General features: G+C 37.1%; 14 protein-coding genes, 2 tRNA genes and 1 pseudogene. 12 read left to right on the top strand and 5 right to left on the bottom strand.

Annotated elements, in window-relative coordinates; genetic code table 11:
* Positions 1-184: 184 nt before the first annotated feature.
* The 3 genes from NG809_RS10375 to NG809_RS10365 all read left to right on the top strand — a co-directional run bounded on the left by NG809_RS10375 (position 185) and on the right by NG809_RS10365 (position 4,554).
* Positions 185-1,876, top strand: coding sequence for a DUF6909 family protein (locus NG809_RS10375; protein WP_262150394.1), 1,692 nt, complete (start codon positions 185-187; stop codon positions 1,874-1,876).
* 231 nt (positions 1,877-2,107) lie between these two features.
* Entirely contained in the window at positions 2,108-2,695 is a 588-nt protein-coding gene (locus tag NG809_RS10370; protein WP_317619147.1) for a DinB family protein, read from the top strand.
* 17 nt (positions 2,696-2,712) lie between these two features.
* Complete coding sequence (locus NG809_RS10365) at positions 2,713-4,554, top strand: M1 family metallopeptidase (RefSeq protein WP_262150392.1); 1,842 nt, start codon at positions 2,713-2,715, stop codon at positions 4,552-4,554.
* A 220-nt stretch (positions 4,555-4,774) separates the two neighbouring features.
* Here the strand turns inward: NG809_RS10365 and NG809_RS10360 are convergent, their stop codons facing one another.
* The gene (locus NG809_RS10360) at positions 4,775-5,608 is read right to left on the bottom strand and encodes a M23 family metallopeptidase (RefSeq protein WP_262150390.1); all 834 of its coding nucleotides are present in this window, start codon (positions 5,606-5,608) and stop codon (positions 4,775-4,777) included.
* Between the two features lie 239 nt (positions 5,609-5,847).
* Between NG809_RS10360 and NG809_RS10355 the strand changes: the two genes are divergently transcribed.
* From NG809_RS10355 to NG809_RS10335, 5 genes are all read left to right on the top strand, one after another.
* A complete protein-coding gene (locus tag NG809_RS10355; protein WP_262150388.1) occupies positions 5,848-6,288 on the top strand; it encodes a DUF6646 family protein in 441 nt (146 codons plus the stop codon).
* 101 nt (positions 6,289-6,389) lie between these two features.
* Positions 6,390-7,868 carry an RIP metalloprotease RseP gene (gene rseP, locus NG809_RS10350; protein ID WP_262150385.1) on the top strand — a complete coding sequence of 493 codons (1,479 nt, stop codon included), beginning with the start codon at positions 6,390-6,392 and terminating at the stop codon, positions 7,866-7,868.
* Positions 7,869-7,948: 80 nt separating this feature from the next.
* Positions 7,949-8,022: transfer RNA gene (locus NG809_RS10345), tRNA-Asn, on the top strand.
* Positions 8,023-8,194: 172 nt separating this feature from the next.
* Positions 8,195-8,268, top strand: a tRNA-Asn gene (locus NG809_RS10340).
* Positions 8,269-8,703: 435 nt separating this feature from the next.
* Positions 8,704-11,223 carry a DUF5686 family protein gene (locus tag NG809_RS10335; RefSeq protein ID WP_262150383.1) on the top strand — a complete coding sequence of 840 codons (2,520 nt, stop codon included), beginning with the start codon at positions 8,704-8,706 and terminating at the stop codon, positions 11,221-11,223.
* A gap of 334 nt (positions 11,224-11,557) precedes the next feature.
* Here the strand turns inward: NG809_RS10335 and rpmA are convergent, their stop codons facing one another.
* The 3 genes and pseudogenes from rpmA to NG809_RS10320 all read right to left on the bottom strand — a co-directional run bounded on the left by rpmA (position 11,558) and on the right by NG809_RS10320 (position 13,191).
* Positions 11,558-11,815, bottom strand: a complete 258-nt coding sequence (gene rpmA / locus NG809_RS10330; RefSeq protein ID WP_056083481.1) for a 50S ribosomal protein L27 — start codon at positions 11,813-11,815, stop codon at positions 11,558-11,560.
* A 52-nt stretch (positions 11,816-11,867) separates the two neighbouring features.
* Positions 11,868-12,218: pseudogene (gene rplU, locus NG809_RS10325) on the bottom strand (50S ribosomal protein L21); the annotation flags it as partial.
* A gap of 79 nt (positions 12,219-12,297) precedes the next feature.
* Positions 12,298-13,191 carry a GLPGLI family protein gene (locus NG809_RS10320; RefSeq protein ID WP_262150379.1) on the bottom strand — a complete coding sequence of 298 codons (894 nt, stop codon included), beginning with the start codon at positions 13,189-13,191 and terminating at the stop codon, positions 12,298-12,300.
* A gap of 82 nt (positions 13,192-13,273) precedes the next feature.
* Between NG809_RS10320 and NG809_RS10315 the strand changes: the two genes are divergently transcribed.
* Positions 13,274-14,362 carry an acyltransferase family protein gene (locus NG809_RS10315; RefSeq protein WP_262150377.1) on the top strand — a complete coding sequence of 363 codons (1,089 nt, stop codon included), beginning with the start codon at positions 13,274-13,276 and terminating at the stop codon, positions 14,360-14,362.
* 31 nt (positions 14,363-14,393) lie between these two features.
* Here the strand turns inward: NG809_RS10315 and NG809_RS10310 are convergent, their stop codons facing one another.
* Positions 14,394-14,630: a hypothetical protein gene (locus NG809_RS10310; protein WP_262150375.1), complete on the bottom strand. Its 237-nt coding sequence runs from the start codon at positions 14,628-14,630 to the stop codon at positions 14,394-14,396.
* A 133-nt stretch (positions 14,631-14,763) separates the two neighbouring features.
* Between NG809_RS10310 and miaE the strand changes: the two genes are divergently transcribed.
* The 3 genes from miaE (at position 14,764) to NG809_RS10295 (ending at position 17,251) form a co-directional block, all read left to right on the top strand.
* Positions 14,764-15,345, top strand: coding sequence for a tRNA-(ms[2]io[6]A)-hydroxylase (gene miaE / locus NG809_RS10305; RefSeq protein ID WP_262150373.1), 582 nt, complete (start codon positions 14,764-14,766; stop codon positions 15,343-15,345).
* 9 nt (positions 15,346-15,354) lie between these two features.
* Positions 15,355-15,972, top strand: coding sequence for a DUF502 domain-containing protein (locus NG809_RS10300; protein WP_191737130.1), 618 nt, complete (start codon positions 15,355-15,357; stop codon positions 15,970-15,972).
* A gap of 193 nt (positions 15,973-16,165) precedes the next feature.
* The gene (locus tag NG809_RS10295) at positions 16,166-17,251 is read left to right on the top strand and encodes an FAD-dependent oxidoreductase (RefSeq protein ID WP_262150370.1); all 1,086 of its coding nucleotides are present in this window, start codon (positions 16,166-16,168) and stop codon (positions 17,249-17,251) included.
* The last annotated feature ends 2 nt before the right edge of the window (positions 17,252-17,253 follow it).

The raw sequence follows: 17,253 nt of genomic DNA, 5'->3' as shown, positions 1-17,253 counted from the left end.
TTTAATATGAATAAAAATTATTCTGAATTTCTTTTCACATTTTCCGGCAAGTATTAATTTTAAAAAACTTTAAATATGTCGACTGGGTTTTTAGTTTTAAAGATTAAGCAACTGAAAACAAGTTATTTAAAATGTTAAAATTATTTTTCGTAACTTGCGAGACTTTTTATAAAAAATTTAATATATGACAAATTCTAGAGCAAGAGAAACCACCGAGGCAATTGAAAGACTATACATTTCTATGAGACACCTGTTTTATAGAGGTTTTTTCAAGCCAAGCGGAGTTTCCGGAGAAAGCATTAGAAGTTTGTTGAAAACGATCAATCCCGAAATTTACGGTACCATGAGCGTTCCAAGCAAGTTGGAGTTAGATGGTTTGATGTATGTTTTAGACAGACTTCCGGAAGGTATAGAAGAATGTGCTTTCATACATCTTACATCAGACGAAGGCTTTGATAAAGGAAGTTTCGAGCCGATCGTGCCTAAAAAGAGAAGAAGAAACTGTTACCGTATCGACGAACATCAGATGAACATCGAAGTTCTGTTGGGACGTTCAGAAATCTATGATATTCTTACCCACTTAACATTCTTATTTATAGAAGCCGATAAAATCCGCAACCTCGCGTTTATTCAGGATGAGAACTGGAAGCCGACAAGAGCTTTCAAGATCATTGAAGAAGTAGTGAAAGGTGAGAAGAAATTCAGCAGAAGGGAAAAAGAAGTTGCGTTGATTCATCTTTCTTCTTTAATAGGAAGAACTTTTGATGAAACTCTAAATGCCTACAATACTTTCGGTGACGATGAGAATCCGGACAGATTATTCAAAATCATTTACCATCTTGGGAAAGTGAGTCTTGAAGATGCCAAACAAAGCCGTGAGCGCGAAATTTATTTCAGTGCAATCTTAAAAGAACGAGTTGGGCATCACTATTTCGGTGAAAAATGGGCCCACAAAGTGAAAGAAGTTTTATTTGAGAATGATCTTCACATGCGTCCGTTACACATTATTTCTGCGAATATGCATTCGGTGAAAAACATGCTTTTCGGGAACGATGCATTGAAGAAAAAACAGACCAAAGAAGTTGATTACAAACTTTATCAGGAAATTTCTAACAAGAAAGATCTTCGTGATAAGGTATTAAAATACTCTCAGGAGCAGGGATTAATTTATATTGACGACCGCAGCGGCAGTAATATTGACGTTCAGATCATCGATTTAAGCAAAATTGATTTGAAAAACACGCCTTTCAGTGATACTAAATTTACCGGAGACGATGTTGTTTTGGTTTTCGATTACGCATTTGGCGAACAGGCCTTTGAGGTGATGGATGAATTGCTGAGACCTTTCGAGCAAAAAGGTGAAGTGTACATGATGAAAGTAAAATCAGTCTCCATCATGGGGAAAGCGGGAATTCTTGCCGGCGGAAAAGGCGACATTATGATTCCGACTTCCCATATCTTCGAAGGAACTGCAGATAATTACCCATTTGAAAATGCCTTAAAGCTTGAAGATTTCAAAGATGATGAACTGAAAGCTTTCGAAGGGCCGATGATTACCGTTTTGGGAACATCGCTTCAGAACAGAGACATTCTTTCTTATTTTATGAACACTTCATGGAAGGCGATTGGACTTGAAATGGAAGGTGCACATTACCAAAAAGCCATTCAGGTTGCGTCAAAAATCAGACATCACATTGCGCCGGATCTTTTTGTAAGTTACGCATACTACGCTTCTGATAATCCTTTGGAAACGGGAGCTACATTATCTTCAGGAGGTTTAGGACTGACAGGTGTAAAACCAACGTATCTGATCACTTTAAGAATTCTGGAAAAGATTTTTCAAAGCGGAAAGAAAGAGCTTTCTTCTAAAAAATAGTTTTCAACTTAACTTATAATCTAATCCTTCAAGGTTTTCAAAACCCTGAAGGATTTTTTTTACGGTTTAATCGTTACCAACCTTGTCAATGTTACTTAGAAAATGATACAGTATCATTCGTGAATTTGTGGCAATAATTATTTTACTGTTTTTAAAACGAATCTGTGAAAATCTGCGAGATCTGTGGGAGCTAAAAAAAATATTATCTTTAAGATATTTAAATTTAAAACAATGAGCACACCCTCACAATTAGCCAGAAGATTCCGTGAAGTTGTATTGGATGGAAAATGGATTGCCAATACCAATTTTAAAGATCAGCTTTCAGATGTAACTTGGCAGCAGGCAAATACAAAAATTGCCAATCTCAACACCATCGCCATGCTCACTTTTCATATTGATTATTACATCGCCGGAATTCTGAACGTTTTAGAAGGTGGCGAACTGGAAATTAAAGACAGATTCAGTTTTGATCTTCAGCCAATTGAATCTCAGGAACAATGGGAATCTCTTTTAAATAAACTTTGGAACGATTCTGAAAAATTCGCAACATTATTGGAGCAGATGCCTGATTCTAAACTCAGTGAAGTTTTTGTAGATGAAAAATATGATACCTATCTCAGAAACATGGATGGAATGATCGAGCATTGCTATTATCATTTAGGACAGATTACTTTGATTAAAAAAATAATTCATTTCAACGCAAATAACACTGATGCTTTTCACCGATTGGTACAGTTGCATTTTAGGCTTATAAAGTCCGTACTCATCTGTGAAAATCTGTGTAATCTGTGCGAAACTCAAAAAAATACTTACCTTTAAAAAAAATAAAATCTTCAATGAAAAAATCGTTTGCAATACTCTTTGCCTTGATCATTTCACAATTACAGGCGCAGCAGAAAGCTTATTATCAGCAGGCTGCCCAGTACAAAATGGATATTGATGTCAATGCAGAAAAATTTACCTACGAAGGAAATCAGACTTTAAATTACTCCAACAACTCTCCCGACGAGCTCAATGTCGTGTACTTCCATTTGTACTGGAATGCTTTTAAACCTAATTCAATGATGGATCAAAGGGTGGCCGGACAGGGAAAAAACGGAGACTCGAGATTGCAGAAAAACGGCGTTTCAAGATTAGCTTCAATTCCTAAAGATCAGGAAGGTTCACAGAATATTCACTGGATCAAACAGAATGGCAAAAATGTAAAGTTTGAAATTCAGGAAACCGTGATGAAGGTGTATTTAAATGAACCTTTAAAACCCAATTCCAAAACCACTTTTACCATGGAGTGGGACGCTGTGATTCCACAACAGATCAGAAGAGCAGGACGAAATAACCGTGAAGGCGTCGATATGACGATGTCTCAATGGTATCCGAAAATCGCTGAATACGATTACGATGGCTGGGCAACTTTCGATTACGTGGGAAGAGAATTTCATGCGCCGTTTTCAGATTTTGATGTGACCATTAAAATCAACAAAGACTACGTCGTGGGAGCAGGTGGAACGCTTTTAAATCCGACTGAAGTAAAAGGTTACGATGCTTCAGCCACAATCAAAGCCGATAAAAACAAAGCTACATGGAAATGGTCGGCTAAAAATATGCTCGACTTCGCCTGGGCGGCAGATAAAGATTATTCAATAGAAAGTTTTGATGTTCCTCAGGGACCGAAAGTGTTTTTCGTATATCAGAAAAACGATAAAACCAAAGTCTGGAGCGAGGCAAAGCCTTATGTGACGAAATATTTCCAGATCATGAATTCCCGTTTCGGGAAATATGCTTATCCTTCTTATGCTTTCATTCAGGGTGGTGACGGCGGAATGGAATACGGGATGTGTACTATGATTTTAGGTGAAGCAGGAAGTGTAGAGGATTTAATGGGACTGATGGTTCACGAAGGTTCGCACTCATGGTATCAGCAGATGCTCGCAACCAACGAACCTTTGAGACCGTGGATGGATGAGGGTTTCACCAGCTATGCCGAAAGCATTGTGATGCACCAGCTGTTTCCTCCAAAAGACGAGCGGCCAAACCCATTTGTGGAGAAAATTGATGCTTACAGAAATATTGTAAAAAGAGGAATCGAAGAGCCTGCCGTTTGGTTGGGCGACCACCACGACAACGGTACGGCGTACAGTTTTGCAAGTTATGTGAAAGGTGAATTGTATCTTGTTCAGTTGGGCTACATCGTAGGCGAGCAGAATTTAGAAAAAATAATGAAAGAATATTTTGATCAGTGGGCTATGAAACACCCTACAGACAGAGATTTCCTTCACATTGCTCAAAAAGTTTCTGGTATGGATCTGAAATGGTTTCATCATTACTGGATCAATACTACGAAAACCATTGACTACGGAATTAAAGACGTAAAATACGATTCAAAATCTACAACGATAACTTTAGTTAACAACAGCCAGATCCCGATGCCTGTTGACTTCAGCATCATGACGAAAGACAATAAAATCGTGACCTACCAAATCCCGATGAACATGACCCGCAGCTGGAAACAGGAGGACGGCTACGGCGATTTCAAAACAGAAAAATACTGGCCCTGGACGCAGAAAGAATACACACTTACCATTCCTTACTCAAAATCTCAAATATCTATGTTGGGAATTGATTTAAGCCAAAGAATGGCAGATGTGAATCCTACGGATAATTTTATCGATTTGAGATAATTTTGAATCAGAATTAAATTGAAAAATCCTGAAAGGGCGATACCCACAAAGTCCTCGAAGATCACCTCTTCGGGGATTTGTTTTAAAATCAAAAAATCACTTCACTTCTTCAGGTGGTAAACCTTTTTCTCTTTTCGTCAAATTATACATAAAAATGCTCTTCAAGAAGTCGGAATTGATGGTAGTAATCGAGTCGCATTGGCTGACTTTCTCTCTTAATCTAATACCCTCTCGCATAAGATTTCTTCTCCTCCAGATATTCCACCTTATCACCATGTCCGGTTTTAAAAAGGGTTTTCAAAGTAATTCTCTGTTTCTCACCTGTGGAACTCGGGAGATATGTAACGAAATGAAGATGTGGTCCGCTGCTCCAGCCTGTATTTCCGCTTTGTGCAATAGGTTGGCTTTTGGTAACGGTATCACCTACTTTCACTTTGGCTCCATTTTGCATTAAATGAAAATACTGCGCAATAGTACCGTCAGGATGTAAAACAGATACATAATTTCCAAAGGCAGCACAGTTTTTTGTAGGACAGCTTTTGTCGTTATGTTGTACAATATCAATCACCAAACCGTCTCTGGCAGCTAAAACTTCGGTGCCTTCGGGCATGATAAAGTCTAACGAATTTTCATTCTGATGCGAAAATGTGCCGTTATATCCCTGATGAATATAAAACGCTTTTCCTTTCCCGAAAGGCAGATCATACTGGTAGTTTTTGTCGTATTGCTTTATGGTAATGTCTCCGATGTAAGACTGGTAACCGGGCATTTTTTTCAGATTCCAGCCTTTCTTTTTATCATTTACTACAAAATATGTCACGCGGTATCTGCTGGTTTTGCCGGGAATCACCTGAGTGGTTTTAAATACATCGGGTTTTCTCAGGTTTTCTGCTTCAGGCTGACCATTAAATACCAATGATACAGGATAAATTTCAGCATTGTCAACATAAAATGTAATAGAATCACCCTTTCGCTCGTTATACATTTTGATTTTGTTTTGAGAAAATGCAAAGAAATTTGAAAGAAATAAAAGAACTGTAATATATTTTTTCATTTAATGAATTTTTCGAATTTAAAGATAGGCCTTTTCGCAATAATTTTAATATTGTCCTATCTAACTTATAAAATACAGGTTGTTCGGGAAACCAGAGAAATGCATACCGATGGGAATTACAGTAAATTTCTTAATTTTGGAAATGAGCTAATAATAATCGAAAATTCAACGCAACTTTGCTTTACTCAGAAAGGCTTAAATCAATGTGAGCAAAACTTATTTAACTTAAAAAATAGACTATGAAGAAATTGTTTTTAATGATGATTTTAGTATTTTCGGGCATGACAGTCAGTGCACAGGCATACACCGGAAGTGGCGACCAGAAGGTAAATGCAGGACTCAGCGCGTGGGGCTACGGAACCGGAATCACGGGAACTTACGACTACGGTATTAACGATCTGATTTCTATAGGAGCGGGATTGAATATTTATTTTGAAAACTTCAAAGACAATAATAGTGACAACCGCTTTTTTGCCTTCGGAAGAGTGAATTTCCATTTAAATAAAACACTGGAACTTCCTGAAAAGCTGGATATTTATCCCGGCGTAGATGTTGGAGTTCTGCACAGAGAATTCGGAATCGGCGCTCACATCGGAGCGAGATACTTTTTCACACAGAATATCGGCGTGTTTGCGGAAGTCGGAAACAATGGCAGTCTGGGTATATCTTTTAATTTTTAAATCCCCTTAAGATATGACAAAGCTTCTCATTTAGAGAGGCTTTTTGTTTGGCATCCTTTTGATAATTGTTACCTTTGCAAATTATAATTTAAAAATAATTAATGGAAATAGCAATTAAAGTGTTTCAATTTATTTTGAGCATTTCTATTTTAGTCATTCTTCACGAACTTGGGCATTTCCTGCCCGCCAAATGGTTTAAAACCAAAGTAGATAAATTCTTTTTATTTTTCGACCCTTACTTTTCCATCTTCGCCATGAAGAAAATCAATGGAAAATGGAGATATAAATTTTTCACCCCAAACCAGCCTACCGAGGAAGAGGTTGAGGTGAACGGTAAAAAAGTGCTTAAACCTATCGACGTTTCTGTACTTCCGGATAGCGATTGGAGAAAATATGAAGGCGTAAAATACGGTATCGGATGGCTGCCTTTTGGTGGCTACGTGAAAATTGCAGGAATGGTAGACGAAAGTATGGATACCGAAATGCTGAAACAGCCTGCAAAACCCTGGGAATTCAGAGCAAAACCAGCTTGGCAGAGGTTAATCATTATGCTGGGTGGTGTTACCGTGAACTTCTTTTTGGCATGGATCATTTTTGGAAGTTTGTCTTTCTTTAACGGAGAAACATCTTTTGACACTTCGAAAGTGAATGCTCCGATGAATTACACCAATATTGCAAAGGCAATGGGTTTCAAAGATGGAGATAAAATTCTCAAAGTTGACGGTAAAACCCAGAACAATCTGGATAAATTAGCATTAGACGTTCTGTTAAGCGACGAAATTACTGTTTTGAGAGACGGAAAAGAAGTTACATTCCCTACAAGTGACGACGGAAAGGCACTAGCTTTCAGAGATGAAAACCCAAGAGCTTTTCTTACACCGAGATTTCCGGCAGTAATTGATTCTATTTACAATCCTAAAACAGAACAGGCAGGCCTGAAAGTTGGAGACCAGGTAGTTGGTGTGGATGGGAAGAAAATCACTTACTATGATGAATTTCAGGAAATCGTAAGAAGCAGTGCAGGAAAAAACATTAATGTTGATGTACTGAGAAACGGCACCACTACTCCTCTGGTTTTGGAGGTATCTAAAGAGGCGACTTTAGGCTTGGCTTCTTACAAGCAGATGAAAAAGTTTTATGAAACCAAACATTTCACATTTGCGCAATCTGTCGGAAGAGGCTTTACAAGGAGTATTGAAAGTTTGACCTATCAGGTGAAGCAATTTAAACTGATTTTTAATGCTAAAGTTCAGGGTTATAAAAAAGTAGGCGGCCCGTTGGCAATCATCAATAAAATGCAGGTAGATAAAGCTAAAGACGGCAGTCTCTCGATTGACTGGACCTGGTTCTGGAGCTTTACGGCAATGTTCTCGGTATGGTTGGCATTCTTAAACTTAATTCCTATTCCTGGATTAGATGGCGGACATGTTATCTTCACATTATATGAAATGATTGTAGGAAAACCTGTGCCACAGAAAATCCTGGAAAATGCTCAAATGGTGGGCGTTATCTTCCTGTTAGGATTAATGTTACTCATTTTTGGAAATGATATTTTTAAAATGATAACCGGAGGATTCTGATTTTTTTAAAAAATTTAATTTAAAAACTTGCGTGGTTTAAATATCTGTCCTATATTTGCACCACTTAAAAATAAGGACATTCCTCCTTAGCTCAGTTGGTTAGAGCATCTGACTGTTAATCAGAGGGTCGCTGGTTCGAGCCCAGCAGGAGGAGCAAAAAGACTTACAGAAATGTAGGTCTTTTTTTTGTGTTCTGTTTTAAATTTAATTAAAAATTAATTCCCTGAAATATAAAAAGATAGCTGAATTCATGCATTAATGCGAAGAAAAAACTTGTAAGCTATTATTTTTCCTTTTATATTTGCACCACCTTAAAAGAGCAACATTCCTCCTTAGCTCAGTTGGTTAGAGCATCTGACTGTTAATCAGAGGGTCGCTGGTTCGAGCCCAGCAGGAGGAGCAAGACCGCAGTCATAAATGATTGCGGTTTTTTTATGTATTACATCTATATCATACATTCTGTAGATCAGGGATCAGTATTAAAACTTGGGGACTAAGCAAAAAGTTTTGACAGTATAAAGAGAAAAAATGATCTGTCACGTACACCTCGTAGCTGCAGTCTGAAATTTTTTAGGATCAATCCCAAAATTTGGAATAAAACAAAAAAAATCAACCATTAAAGTTTACGAATTTTCTTAGGAAAATATTATTGATTTTTACCTAAAACCTACGTTGCTGTTTCAAACATAATAAACTTTCACCACCACACAATATCGGGACTGTTTTTTTCGTTACATTTGCACCTTAATAATCAGAGACAAAAGCTCTTAAAAAATATTTAGTTTAAATAAATTTCAGCACGCTTTTTGTTTACGCTAAATGCTCGATGAATCAAATGATGTCTACACAGATTTATAAATATTTTCTTTTTATATCTTCCCTCTTTACCACAGGCTTTTTTTTCGCACAAACTTCCGTTACCGGAAAAATTACAGACGCTAAAACCAACAAAGATCTCAGCGGAGTCAGCATTTTTATTAACGACAAGACTGTAGCCGCGTTAACAACCACCTCATCACAGTTTACGGTAAGTTCAGACACGATTATTTACAAAATCAGGTTTGAAAGGAAAAATTATGCTGTCTTGGAAGTTACAGCAATTGAAAACAACCTTCAGATCAAGCTTTCCCCAGAAAAAGAAAGTGCGATTGACGAAGTTGTGATTCAGAATACCAAGCCAAAATATAAGAATAAAAAAGAAAATCCTGCCTACGCCATTATGCAGGAAGTCTGGAAGCGCAAAAGAAACAACGGACTGGAAAAATTCGACAGCTACAGTTATAAAGAATACGAAAAAATTCAGTTTGATGCGAATAATATCGACAGCGCATTCATGAACCGAAAGGTTTTCAATAAACTCGATTTTATTTTTGATTACGCCGATTCCACTGCCAACGGAACAATGGCTCTTCCTGTTTTTCTAAATGAATCTGTGTACGAAAATTTCGGAGTAAACCGTCCGGCAAAAAAGACTAAAAAGCTTCTTACAGCACAAAAGACTTCAGGTTTTCAGGACAATCAGGTGGTCGCGATTACGGCGAAAAATCTATACCGTGACATTAATATTTACGATAATACTTTAAATTATTTCGATATTGGATTTCAAAGTCCTGTATCTACGGATGGTTTCAGCACGTACGATTATCAGTTGAGCGACACAATTTCCATCAGCGGAAACAGAGCTTACAGAATCCGGTATGAACCCCGCAGAAAAGATGTTTTGGCTTTTCAGGGCTATCTTTACATTGATACAGAAACGTATGCTGTTTTAGCGGCAACCTTGAAATCGACCAGTAAAATCAGCGTGAATTTCATTAATTCAATTTATACTGAACTGGAATACAGCAATCCTGACGACGAAACTTTCCTTCCGAAAAAACTGGTAACACAAATTGAACTTACCCCTTTTTCAAAAAAGAAAAATTCCAAGAGTCTTCTCGCAAAACGCTCTGTGGATTACTCCAATTATCAGTTTAACAAACATCTTGCAGACGATATTTTCACAAGGAAAGAAGAAGAATACGATGCTAAATTTGTAGAAAAAAACGATGAATTCTGGACCAATGCAAGACCCGACTCTCTTTCCAAACAGGAAAAAGGTGTTTATGAAATGCTTGAAAAACTTCAGCAGACCCCAAAATTCAACCGTATTGTAAAATTGTATGAAACATTGGCTTCACGATATTACAACGTCACAAAAGGTATTGATTTAGGACCTATTACCTCCGTTTATGGTAAAAACGAAGTGGAAGGCGACAGAATAAGAATCGGAGCACGAACTTATTTCACTCAAAACGATCCGTGGAGAATTGAATTTTATAATGCGTATGGTTTTAAAGACCAGCAATTCAAATATGGTGTGGAAGGCCGCTACATGTTCAACCGCGTCAACCGTTTCATGATTGGTGGCGGAACCAAAAGAGACATTACCCAACTTGGCGTACAGCTTACTACAGAAGACGGCATTCTATCCCGTTCATTCGCTTCTTCAACGGTTTTTGCGAGAGGAGAAAACGCATCTTTAAGTTCGGTAACCCAAACCAGCTTTTTCACTTCTGTTGAACCGTGGAAAAACTTTCAGGTGAGAGTGGACGGTACTTTACAAAGCATCAAATCTGCCAATCCTGCAGATTTTAACCTGATGTATTATAGAAACGGAGACCTCAGAAAAACCGTAAATGATTCGCGTGTTACCATCAGTTTAATTGCCAGACCGGGAGCAAAATTCTCTCAAACCGGAGTCGACAGATACGAACACAGCACGTTGGCACCAACCATTGTTCTGAAATATACCCGTGGAATTGAAGGTTTGTTTAATGCAGATTTTAATTACAACAAACTGCAGTTTATGTTTTATAAACCAATGTTGCTGGGAAGCTGGGGAAAAACTTTTCTGAATTTTGAGGCTGGGAAAAACTTTGATACCGTTCCGCTGGCTTTGCAGAACATTATTCCGGCCAACCAGAGTTACGGTTTGGTTCCCAATACTTTTGCACAGCTGAATTATTATGAGTTTGTGGCAGACACCTACTCTACTCTTCATATTGAGCACCATTTTAACGGTAAAATACTTTCGTTTATCCCTTTGATTAAGAAGTTGAAGCTGAGAGAAGTTGCTTTCATCAGAGGAGCTTATGGAACCCTGAGTGACGCTTCCAAAAATATCAATGTTGATAATTTAAAATATTCTGCTCCTGATCAGCAGATTTATTACGAATACGGATTCGGTATCGAAAACATTGGCTTCGGAAACATCAGAATCATTCGTGTAGACTTCAACTGGAGAGGAAATTATCTTGACCGACCTGATGCTTCAAAATTTGGCATTAAGGCAGGATTTCAGTTTTATTTTTAATTCCTTTCGTTGCAGGCTTGACACATCAGTCACATAGATTTCCACTTTTTTATACTGTATATTTTAGAACACATCAGAGCAAAATTAAAATTTTTCCTGTCCGCAATTTATCGTTGTCTATTATAAAAAGACATTTAAAAAATGTCGGCTTAAAAAAATACACACTGAAAAATCTTTGATTTTTCAATTCTGACGTGTTCTAAAATAAAACGCCAGACATGTCAAACTACCTTATGTGACTCATGTGCTTGAAACTATATCGACGTTCAACTTCAGACACAAAAAATCCCCAACAAAAATGCTGAGGATTTTATTTTATAAAACGCTAAATGAATTATGCGTTTGGTTCAATAGATACAAATGATCTGTTGTTTGCTTTCTTTCTGAAAACTACTTTACCGTCTACAAGTGCGTGCAAAGTGTGATCTTTACCGATCCCAACGTTTTCACCCGGGTGGTGCTGAGTACCTCTTTGTCTTACAATAATGTTTCCAGCGATAGCGTCTTGTCCACCGAAAATCTTTACACCTAATCTTTTAGAGTGAGATTCTCTACCGTTCTTGGAACTACCGACTCCTTTTTTGTGTGCCATTTTAGTTTATGGTTTTTTGGTTAAACAATTATTCTGCGCCAGCTTCCTCAGTCTTAGGAGCTTTTTTCGCTTTAGTTTCTTTTTTAGCTCCGTCAAATCCTGTGATTCCAGTGATTTTGATCTGAGTTAATGACTGTCTGTGACCGTTCTTTACCTGATAACCTTTTCTTCTTTTCTTTTTGAAAACGATTACTTTATCAGCTTTTACGTGATCAAGGATCTCTGCTTCTACAGTGATTCCGCTTACAGCTGGGGCGCCTACCGTGATTGCTCCGTTTACAGTAAGAAGTACTTTATCGAAAGATACCTTTCCTCCTTTGTCTCCTGCTAAACGGTTTACAAACAGTCTCTGGTCTTGCTCAACTTTATATTGAAGCCCTGCTATTTCTACAATTGCAAACATTGTTTATAAATTTTTAGTTATTTCGAGGTGCAAATGTACTGATTATTTATTGATTAACAAGATGGTTTGACTAAATTTTCTATTTTTTATGCAAATTGAGTTCCAGCTGATTATTATTGTTCTTATATTTTTCCGAAAGCGTTCCTTCATAATACTTAATGATTTCGGCATTATCTTTAATTACTCTGCCATCACCAAAACTAATTTCCATTCTGGTATTCGGGCTTGAAAGCTTCAGTTTAATATCTTTTGCAGGATCATTTTTATAGGATAAATAAAGCTTTTTATATTGTTCGGGTGTAACTTTCACACTTTTCGTCTCATTTTCTGCTTCTTTTCTCAAGGCTAAAATCAAATCCCAGGATTCATCCTTGCTTTTTAATTTTTTGCTGCCGTTTAATAGAAACTGATGTGATTTTGTCTGATCTTCCAATTTTACAATCAGACCTGGCAAGCCATGAAATTTATACGGTCCGTCGGGAAATGGCAAATCTTTGGAAAACCACGCTTCCCAGAATCTTCCGCCAAATTTTGTTGTTGCTTTCTGGCAGTTGTAATTTTCTATTTTTGCTGTTTCCGGTAAGATGTTCCATTTAATTTCGGTTTTTTCTTCCACATTTAAATCGGTTTGTTCGATTTGAGTAAACCATTTCATAGTAAAATCAGGATAAGATTTTTCAATAACATACTCAATATTCCAATCCTGAATAGTAGACTTGAAAGTGTAAATTCCCGGTGTCGCATTTCGTTGTTTAGCAAGCGAGACGTTATCTGCAGAATCACTCGCAAATTTTGCCTGACCGTAGAAATAAGATTTCGCAGGCAAAATATCGAGATTTACGAACTCCTTTTTAAGACTGTCGGTTCTCGTAGAATCTCTTCTCGATTGGTATTCGTAAATAAAACGGTTTCCTTGAGCCGAAAGATTGATGACAGCGAAAAATGTCATTAGTAACAATATTTTTAATTTCATTATTTGTTGATTTAATATTTGTCTTAACGAAATTTTAACGGAAATATTTTATTTGTACTTTTGAAAAATATTCCACATTGAGATGAGCAGAGATCTTTATATTGATTTTGCGAAAGGTCTGGCGACACTTTCCATTATTTTCATCCACACCGCGTTCTGGTCGGGGCAGTTTTATATTCAGCCGGAAGTGAGAGTCTTTTCACTGGTTTTTGATGTTGCTCTTTTCTATGCTTTGAGTGGAATTACATCGGGCTCAAACATCGAAAAAACTTTTTACCGGTTACTGAAACTGCAGATAACGTACATGATTTTTGTGACGCTGCTGTTCTTTTTAGACTATTTCTTTAAAATTTTCGGACTCACCTTTTTCTCTCTTGAGTGGCTGCAAAACTTCTACTCTACTTTCGGATCAAAATATGCTGCAACCAGCATTTCAACAGTTCCGCAATGGCAGAATCTTGGGAACTGGTACCTGCACGAGTACAATAATGCCGACACTTTCCCTGTGGTAATGGGAAGTTTCTGGTATCTGAAAGTTTATTTTATCCTAACCGTATTTGGAGTTTTAATTTTAAAATTTTTCCCGAAACACGTCAACTGGTTTATAGGAATCTGCATCGCTTTAACATCATTATTCAACATTTTTCCTGAAATTTATCCTAACGGACAAGTTGGATACGTAGCATTTTACATGACCGTCTTCCTCGTTGCAAATAGAATGAAAGGCAAACAAATTCCTGCTAAAATGATTCCCGTTCTTTACGGATTGGTTGCAGCAGCCTTAGTTTGGATGTTTCTGTATTTTGGAAATGATATTTTCTTTAAAATCAACAAACAGAAGTTTCCGCCGAAAATCCCGTACATCATTTGGTCTCTATTTTCGCTCACAACACTTTTCGTTTTCTACAACCGTTTAAAAATCACCAAAGAAAATTTCGTCACATACATCGGCAAAAACGCCATTTTCTTTTATTTCGGACAGGGAATCAGCTCTTCTTTAATTTATTTTTTGGTCGTACCCATGAAAGAAACCATGCCGTGGTGGCTTTTAATGATCATTATTTATGTTTTTAATGTCATTTTAGCTTTTATTATTTCTGCAGGATTAAAGAAATTTGATGCTTTCGGATGGAATATATTAGAATTTTTACGTAAAAAAACCGCTCAATAAAATTGAACGGTTTTTCATTAAATCGTTATTGTTAATCTCTTCTCCTTCTTCCACCCATCACCAAAGCGGCTACTAGAATAATAAACAGAACCGCACCAATAATAATGTAAGTTGGGTCTGCGTACCACTCTTCGGTATGTGTGGTTTTTGTGGTTGTGGTAACTTTAGAATCCACAGCTTCCTGTGCTGAGGCAAATGTGCTCATGATTAAAGCCAGGATTGCCAATGCAGAATTCTGTATTTTTTTAGTAATTTTTGCAATTTCCATCGTTGATTTTTTTGTTTGTTAACTTAGCGTAAACCAACTCTATGCCACTTACTTTACATGGAATTTTCAAATTAGAAATTTAGCATCATTCAATGTTAATTTTATTAATTAAATTTACCGAAATTTTTGAGTCATGTTTAAGCTGAAACTTCCTACCGACCCGAGATGGGCAAATATTGCAGAAGGAAACCTTCAGGAAATCCTTACAGACCACGCGTGGTGCGAACAAAAGGCCGCTACTAACGCCATCGGACTGATTACGATGCTTCCTGAACGTCCGGATATTATATCTGAACTTTTGCTTATTGCGCAGGAAGAACTGGAACATTTCGGACAGGTTTTGGAGATCATCAAAAAACGGGGCTATACTTTTGGACGTACCAGAAAAGACGATTACGTTAATGAATTAGTCAATTTTATTCAAAAGGGAGGTCACAGAGATACTTTAATCGTCGATAAGATGCTTTTTGCAGCAATGATCGAAGCCAGAAGTTGTGAACGTTTTAAAGTTTTAACAGAAAACATTAAGGACGAAGAATTAAAAACATTTTACAGAGACTTGATGATTTCAGAAGCCAATCATTACACCACTTTTATAGGTTTTGCAAGAGAACTGGGTGATCCTGATCAGGTAAATGCCCGCTGGGAAGAATGGCTGGAATACGAAGCCAAAGTCATCAAATCTTACGGAAACAAAGAAAGCATCCACGGATAAATATCAGAATTGAAGAAACCAACATTTGAAAGCGTAACCAATATCTTCCTGAAAAACTTTTTTCAGGGACTGATTATCATTGGACCTATCGGACTTACCATTTATGTGATCTGGTCGGTGATTACGTCTATCGATAATATCATTCCTTCGGTTGCAAAACAGATTCCAGGGTTGGTTTTTATCTCCGTTCTTTTAGTCACTGCTTTACTTGGATTTTTAGGAAATAAATTTGTTGTAGGTCGCTTTTTTGTTGATTCTATCGACAGACTTTTAGAAAAAATCCCAGGAATCAAACATATTTACTCGCCGACGAAAGATGTGATGTCTTCATTTGTGGGCGATAAAAAGAAATTCAGCGATCCTGTCTGGGTAAAAACCAACGAAAATCCGGAAATCTGGAGAATCGGTTTTTTAACTCAGAGAGAAATGGACGTTGTTCAGAAAGACAATTATGTCGCGGTCTATCTTCCGCATTCTTATGCCATTTCAGGATGGGTCATCGTAACTGAAGAAAAAAACATCAAACCCGTTGTGGGAATGAGTGCAGCTACGGCAATGAAATTTGCGGTAAGCGGCGGTGTGGCAGGTTTTCACTCTGATGACAATGTTTTTAAGGCTCCGGAATAGTCTTATTATTCTATAAAAATATCGTTCTGATATTAGTTTTTTTTATTGAAAATATTTTAATTCAATAAAAACTTTTCTCCAAAAATTGCAAAGTCTACGAGGCGAAATTATTTGTTTTTAATAAATGATTTACTGCAATTTAGAATTTAATTTAATTTAAAAAAAAACTAACTATACAATAAAATCAAAAAAGATGAGCAAAGTTGCAATCATTGGAGCCGGAGTTTCCGGTTTGAGCATGGCAAATTATCTTGAAAAAAATAATATTGACTATCATCTCTACGAAAGACGCACTCAAAATGACCTTAAAGGTCACGGTTTTATCCTTCCAAAAGAGGGAATTGAGTTTCTTTCAAACATCATCAACATCGAAGAGCTTTATAAAAGAGGAAGTTTCCTGAAAAAATATATCCACTACAATCAGGCAGGCGAAATCATGTCTGAAAAAGAACTGGATGATGTTTTTGTGGTTTCCAGAAGTGCTTTGATTGAAATTCTCGCAAACGAAATCCCTTCAGATAAAATTTCCTACAAAACAACCATCGGACTGACAGGTTTTGAAAACGGAAAAGCAAAGATTGAAATTGATGAAAACAACACAATAGAAGCCGACATTGTAGTCGCATCAGATGGCTCGCGAAGCAGAATCAGAAGAAAAATATTTCAGGATGAAACGATGAACGCTGTTCTGGAAAACGAAGTGGTAAATATCATTGAAGACGAAGAGCTCGCCAGCCGGATTGAAAGTAATTTTCTTAAATTTCACCACGAAAAAGGAGGTTTGACTTTCGGAGTATTAAAACTTTCATCTACAAAAATCCTTTGGTATTGCCAGTTTGACATCACCAAATACTTCATCAGCGAAGATTATGATGCAGATTCCATAAAACAGTTTATGATTGAGAACTTTGGCGACTGGAATGAGCTTTTAACATCAATTATTGAAAGATCAAGCTACGAAAATGCACACATCTGGCGCGTTTATGAACTGGAAAAACTGAATCCTTTCTACCACCAGAACATAGTATTTATCGGTGATTCTGCACATCCGCTGATTCCGTTTACAAGTCAGGGCGTAACTTCTGCACTGAAAGATTCTTTCACTTTAACCAATCTTTTAAAGGAAGGAAACAACCTTGAAGAAATCTTCAAAAAATATGAAGAAGAAAGAAGACCTGAAATCGATATTCATATCAACAATGGCCGAATTTTACTGAATCAGTTTCTTTTACCGCTGAGCGAGCAGCCGAAAAACACTTTACCCATTTCATACAAATAAGC

Source organism: Chryseobacterium foetidum, from assembly GCF_025457425.1.
In the GTDB taxonomy this organism is placed as follows: Bacteria; Bacteroidota; Bacteroidia; order Flavobacteriales; family Weeksellaceae; genus Chryseobacterium; species Chryseobacterium foetidum.
Note: the sequence above shows the minus strand (reverse complement) of the source record. Positions and strands in the feature narration are given on the sequence as shown.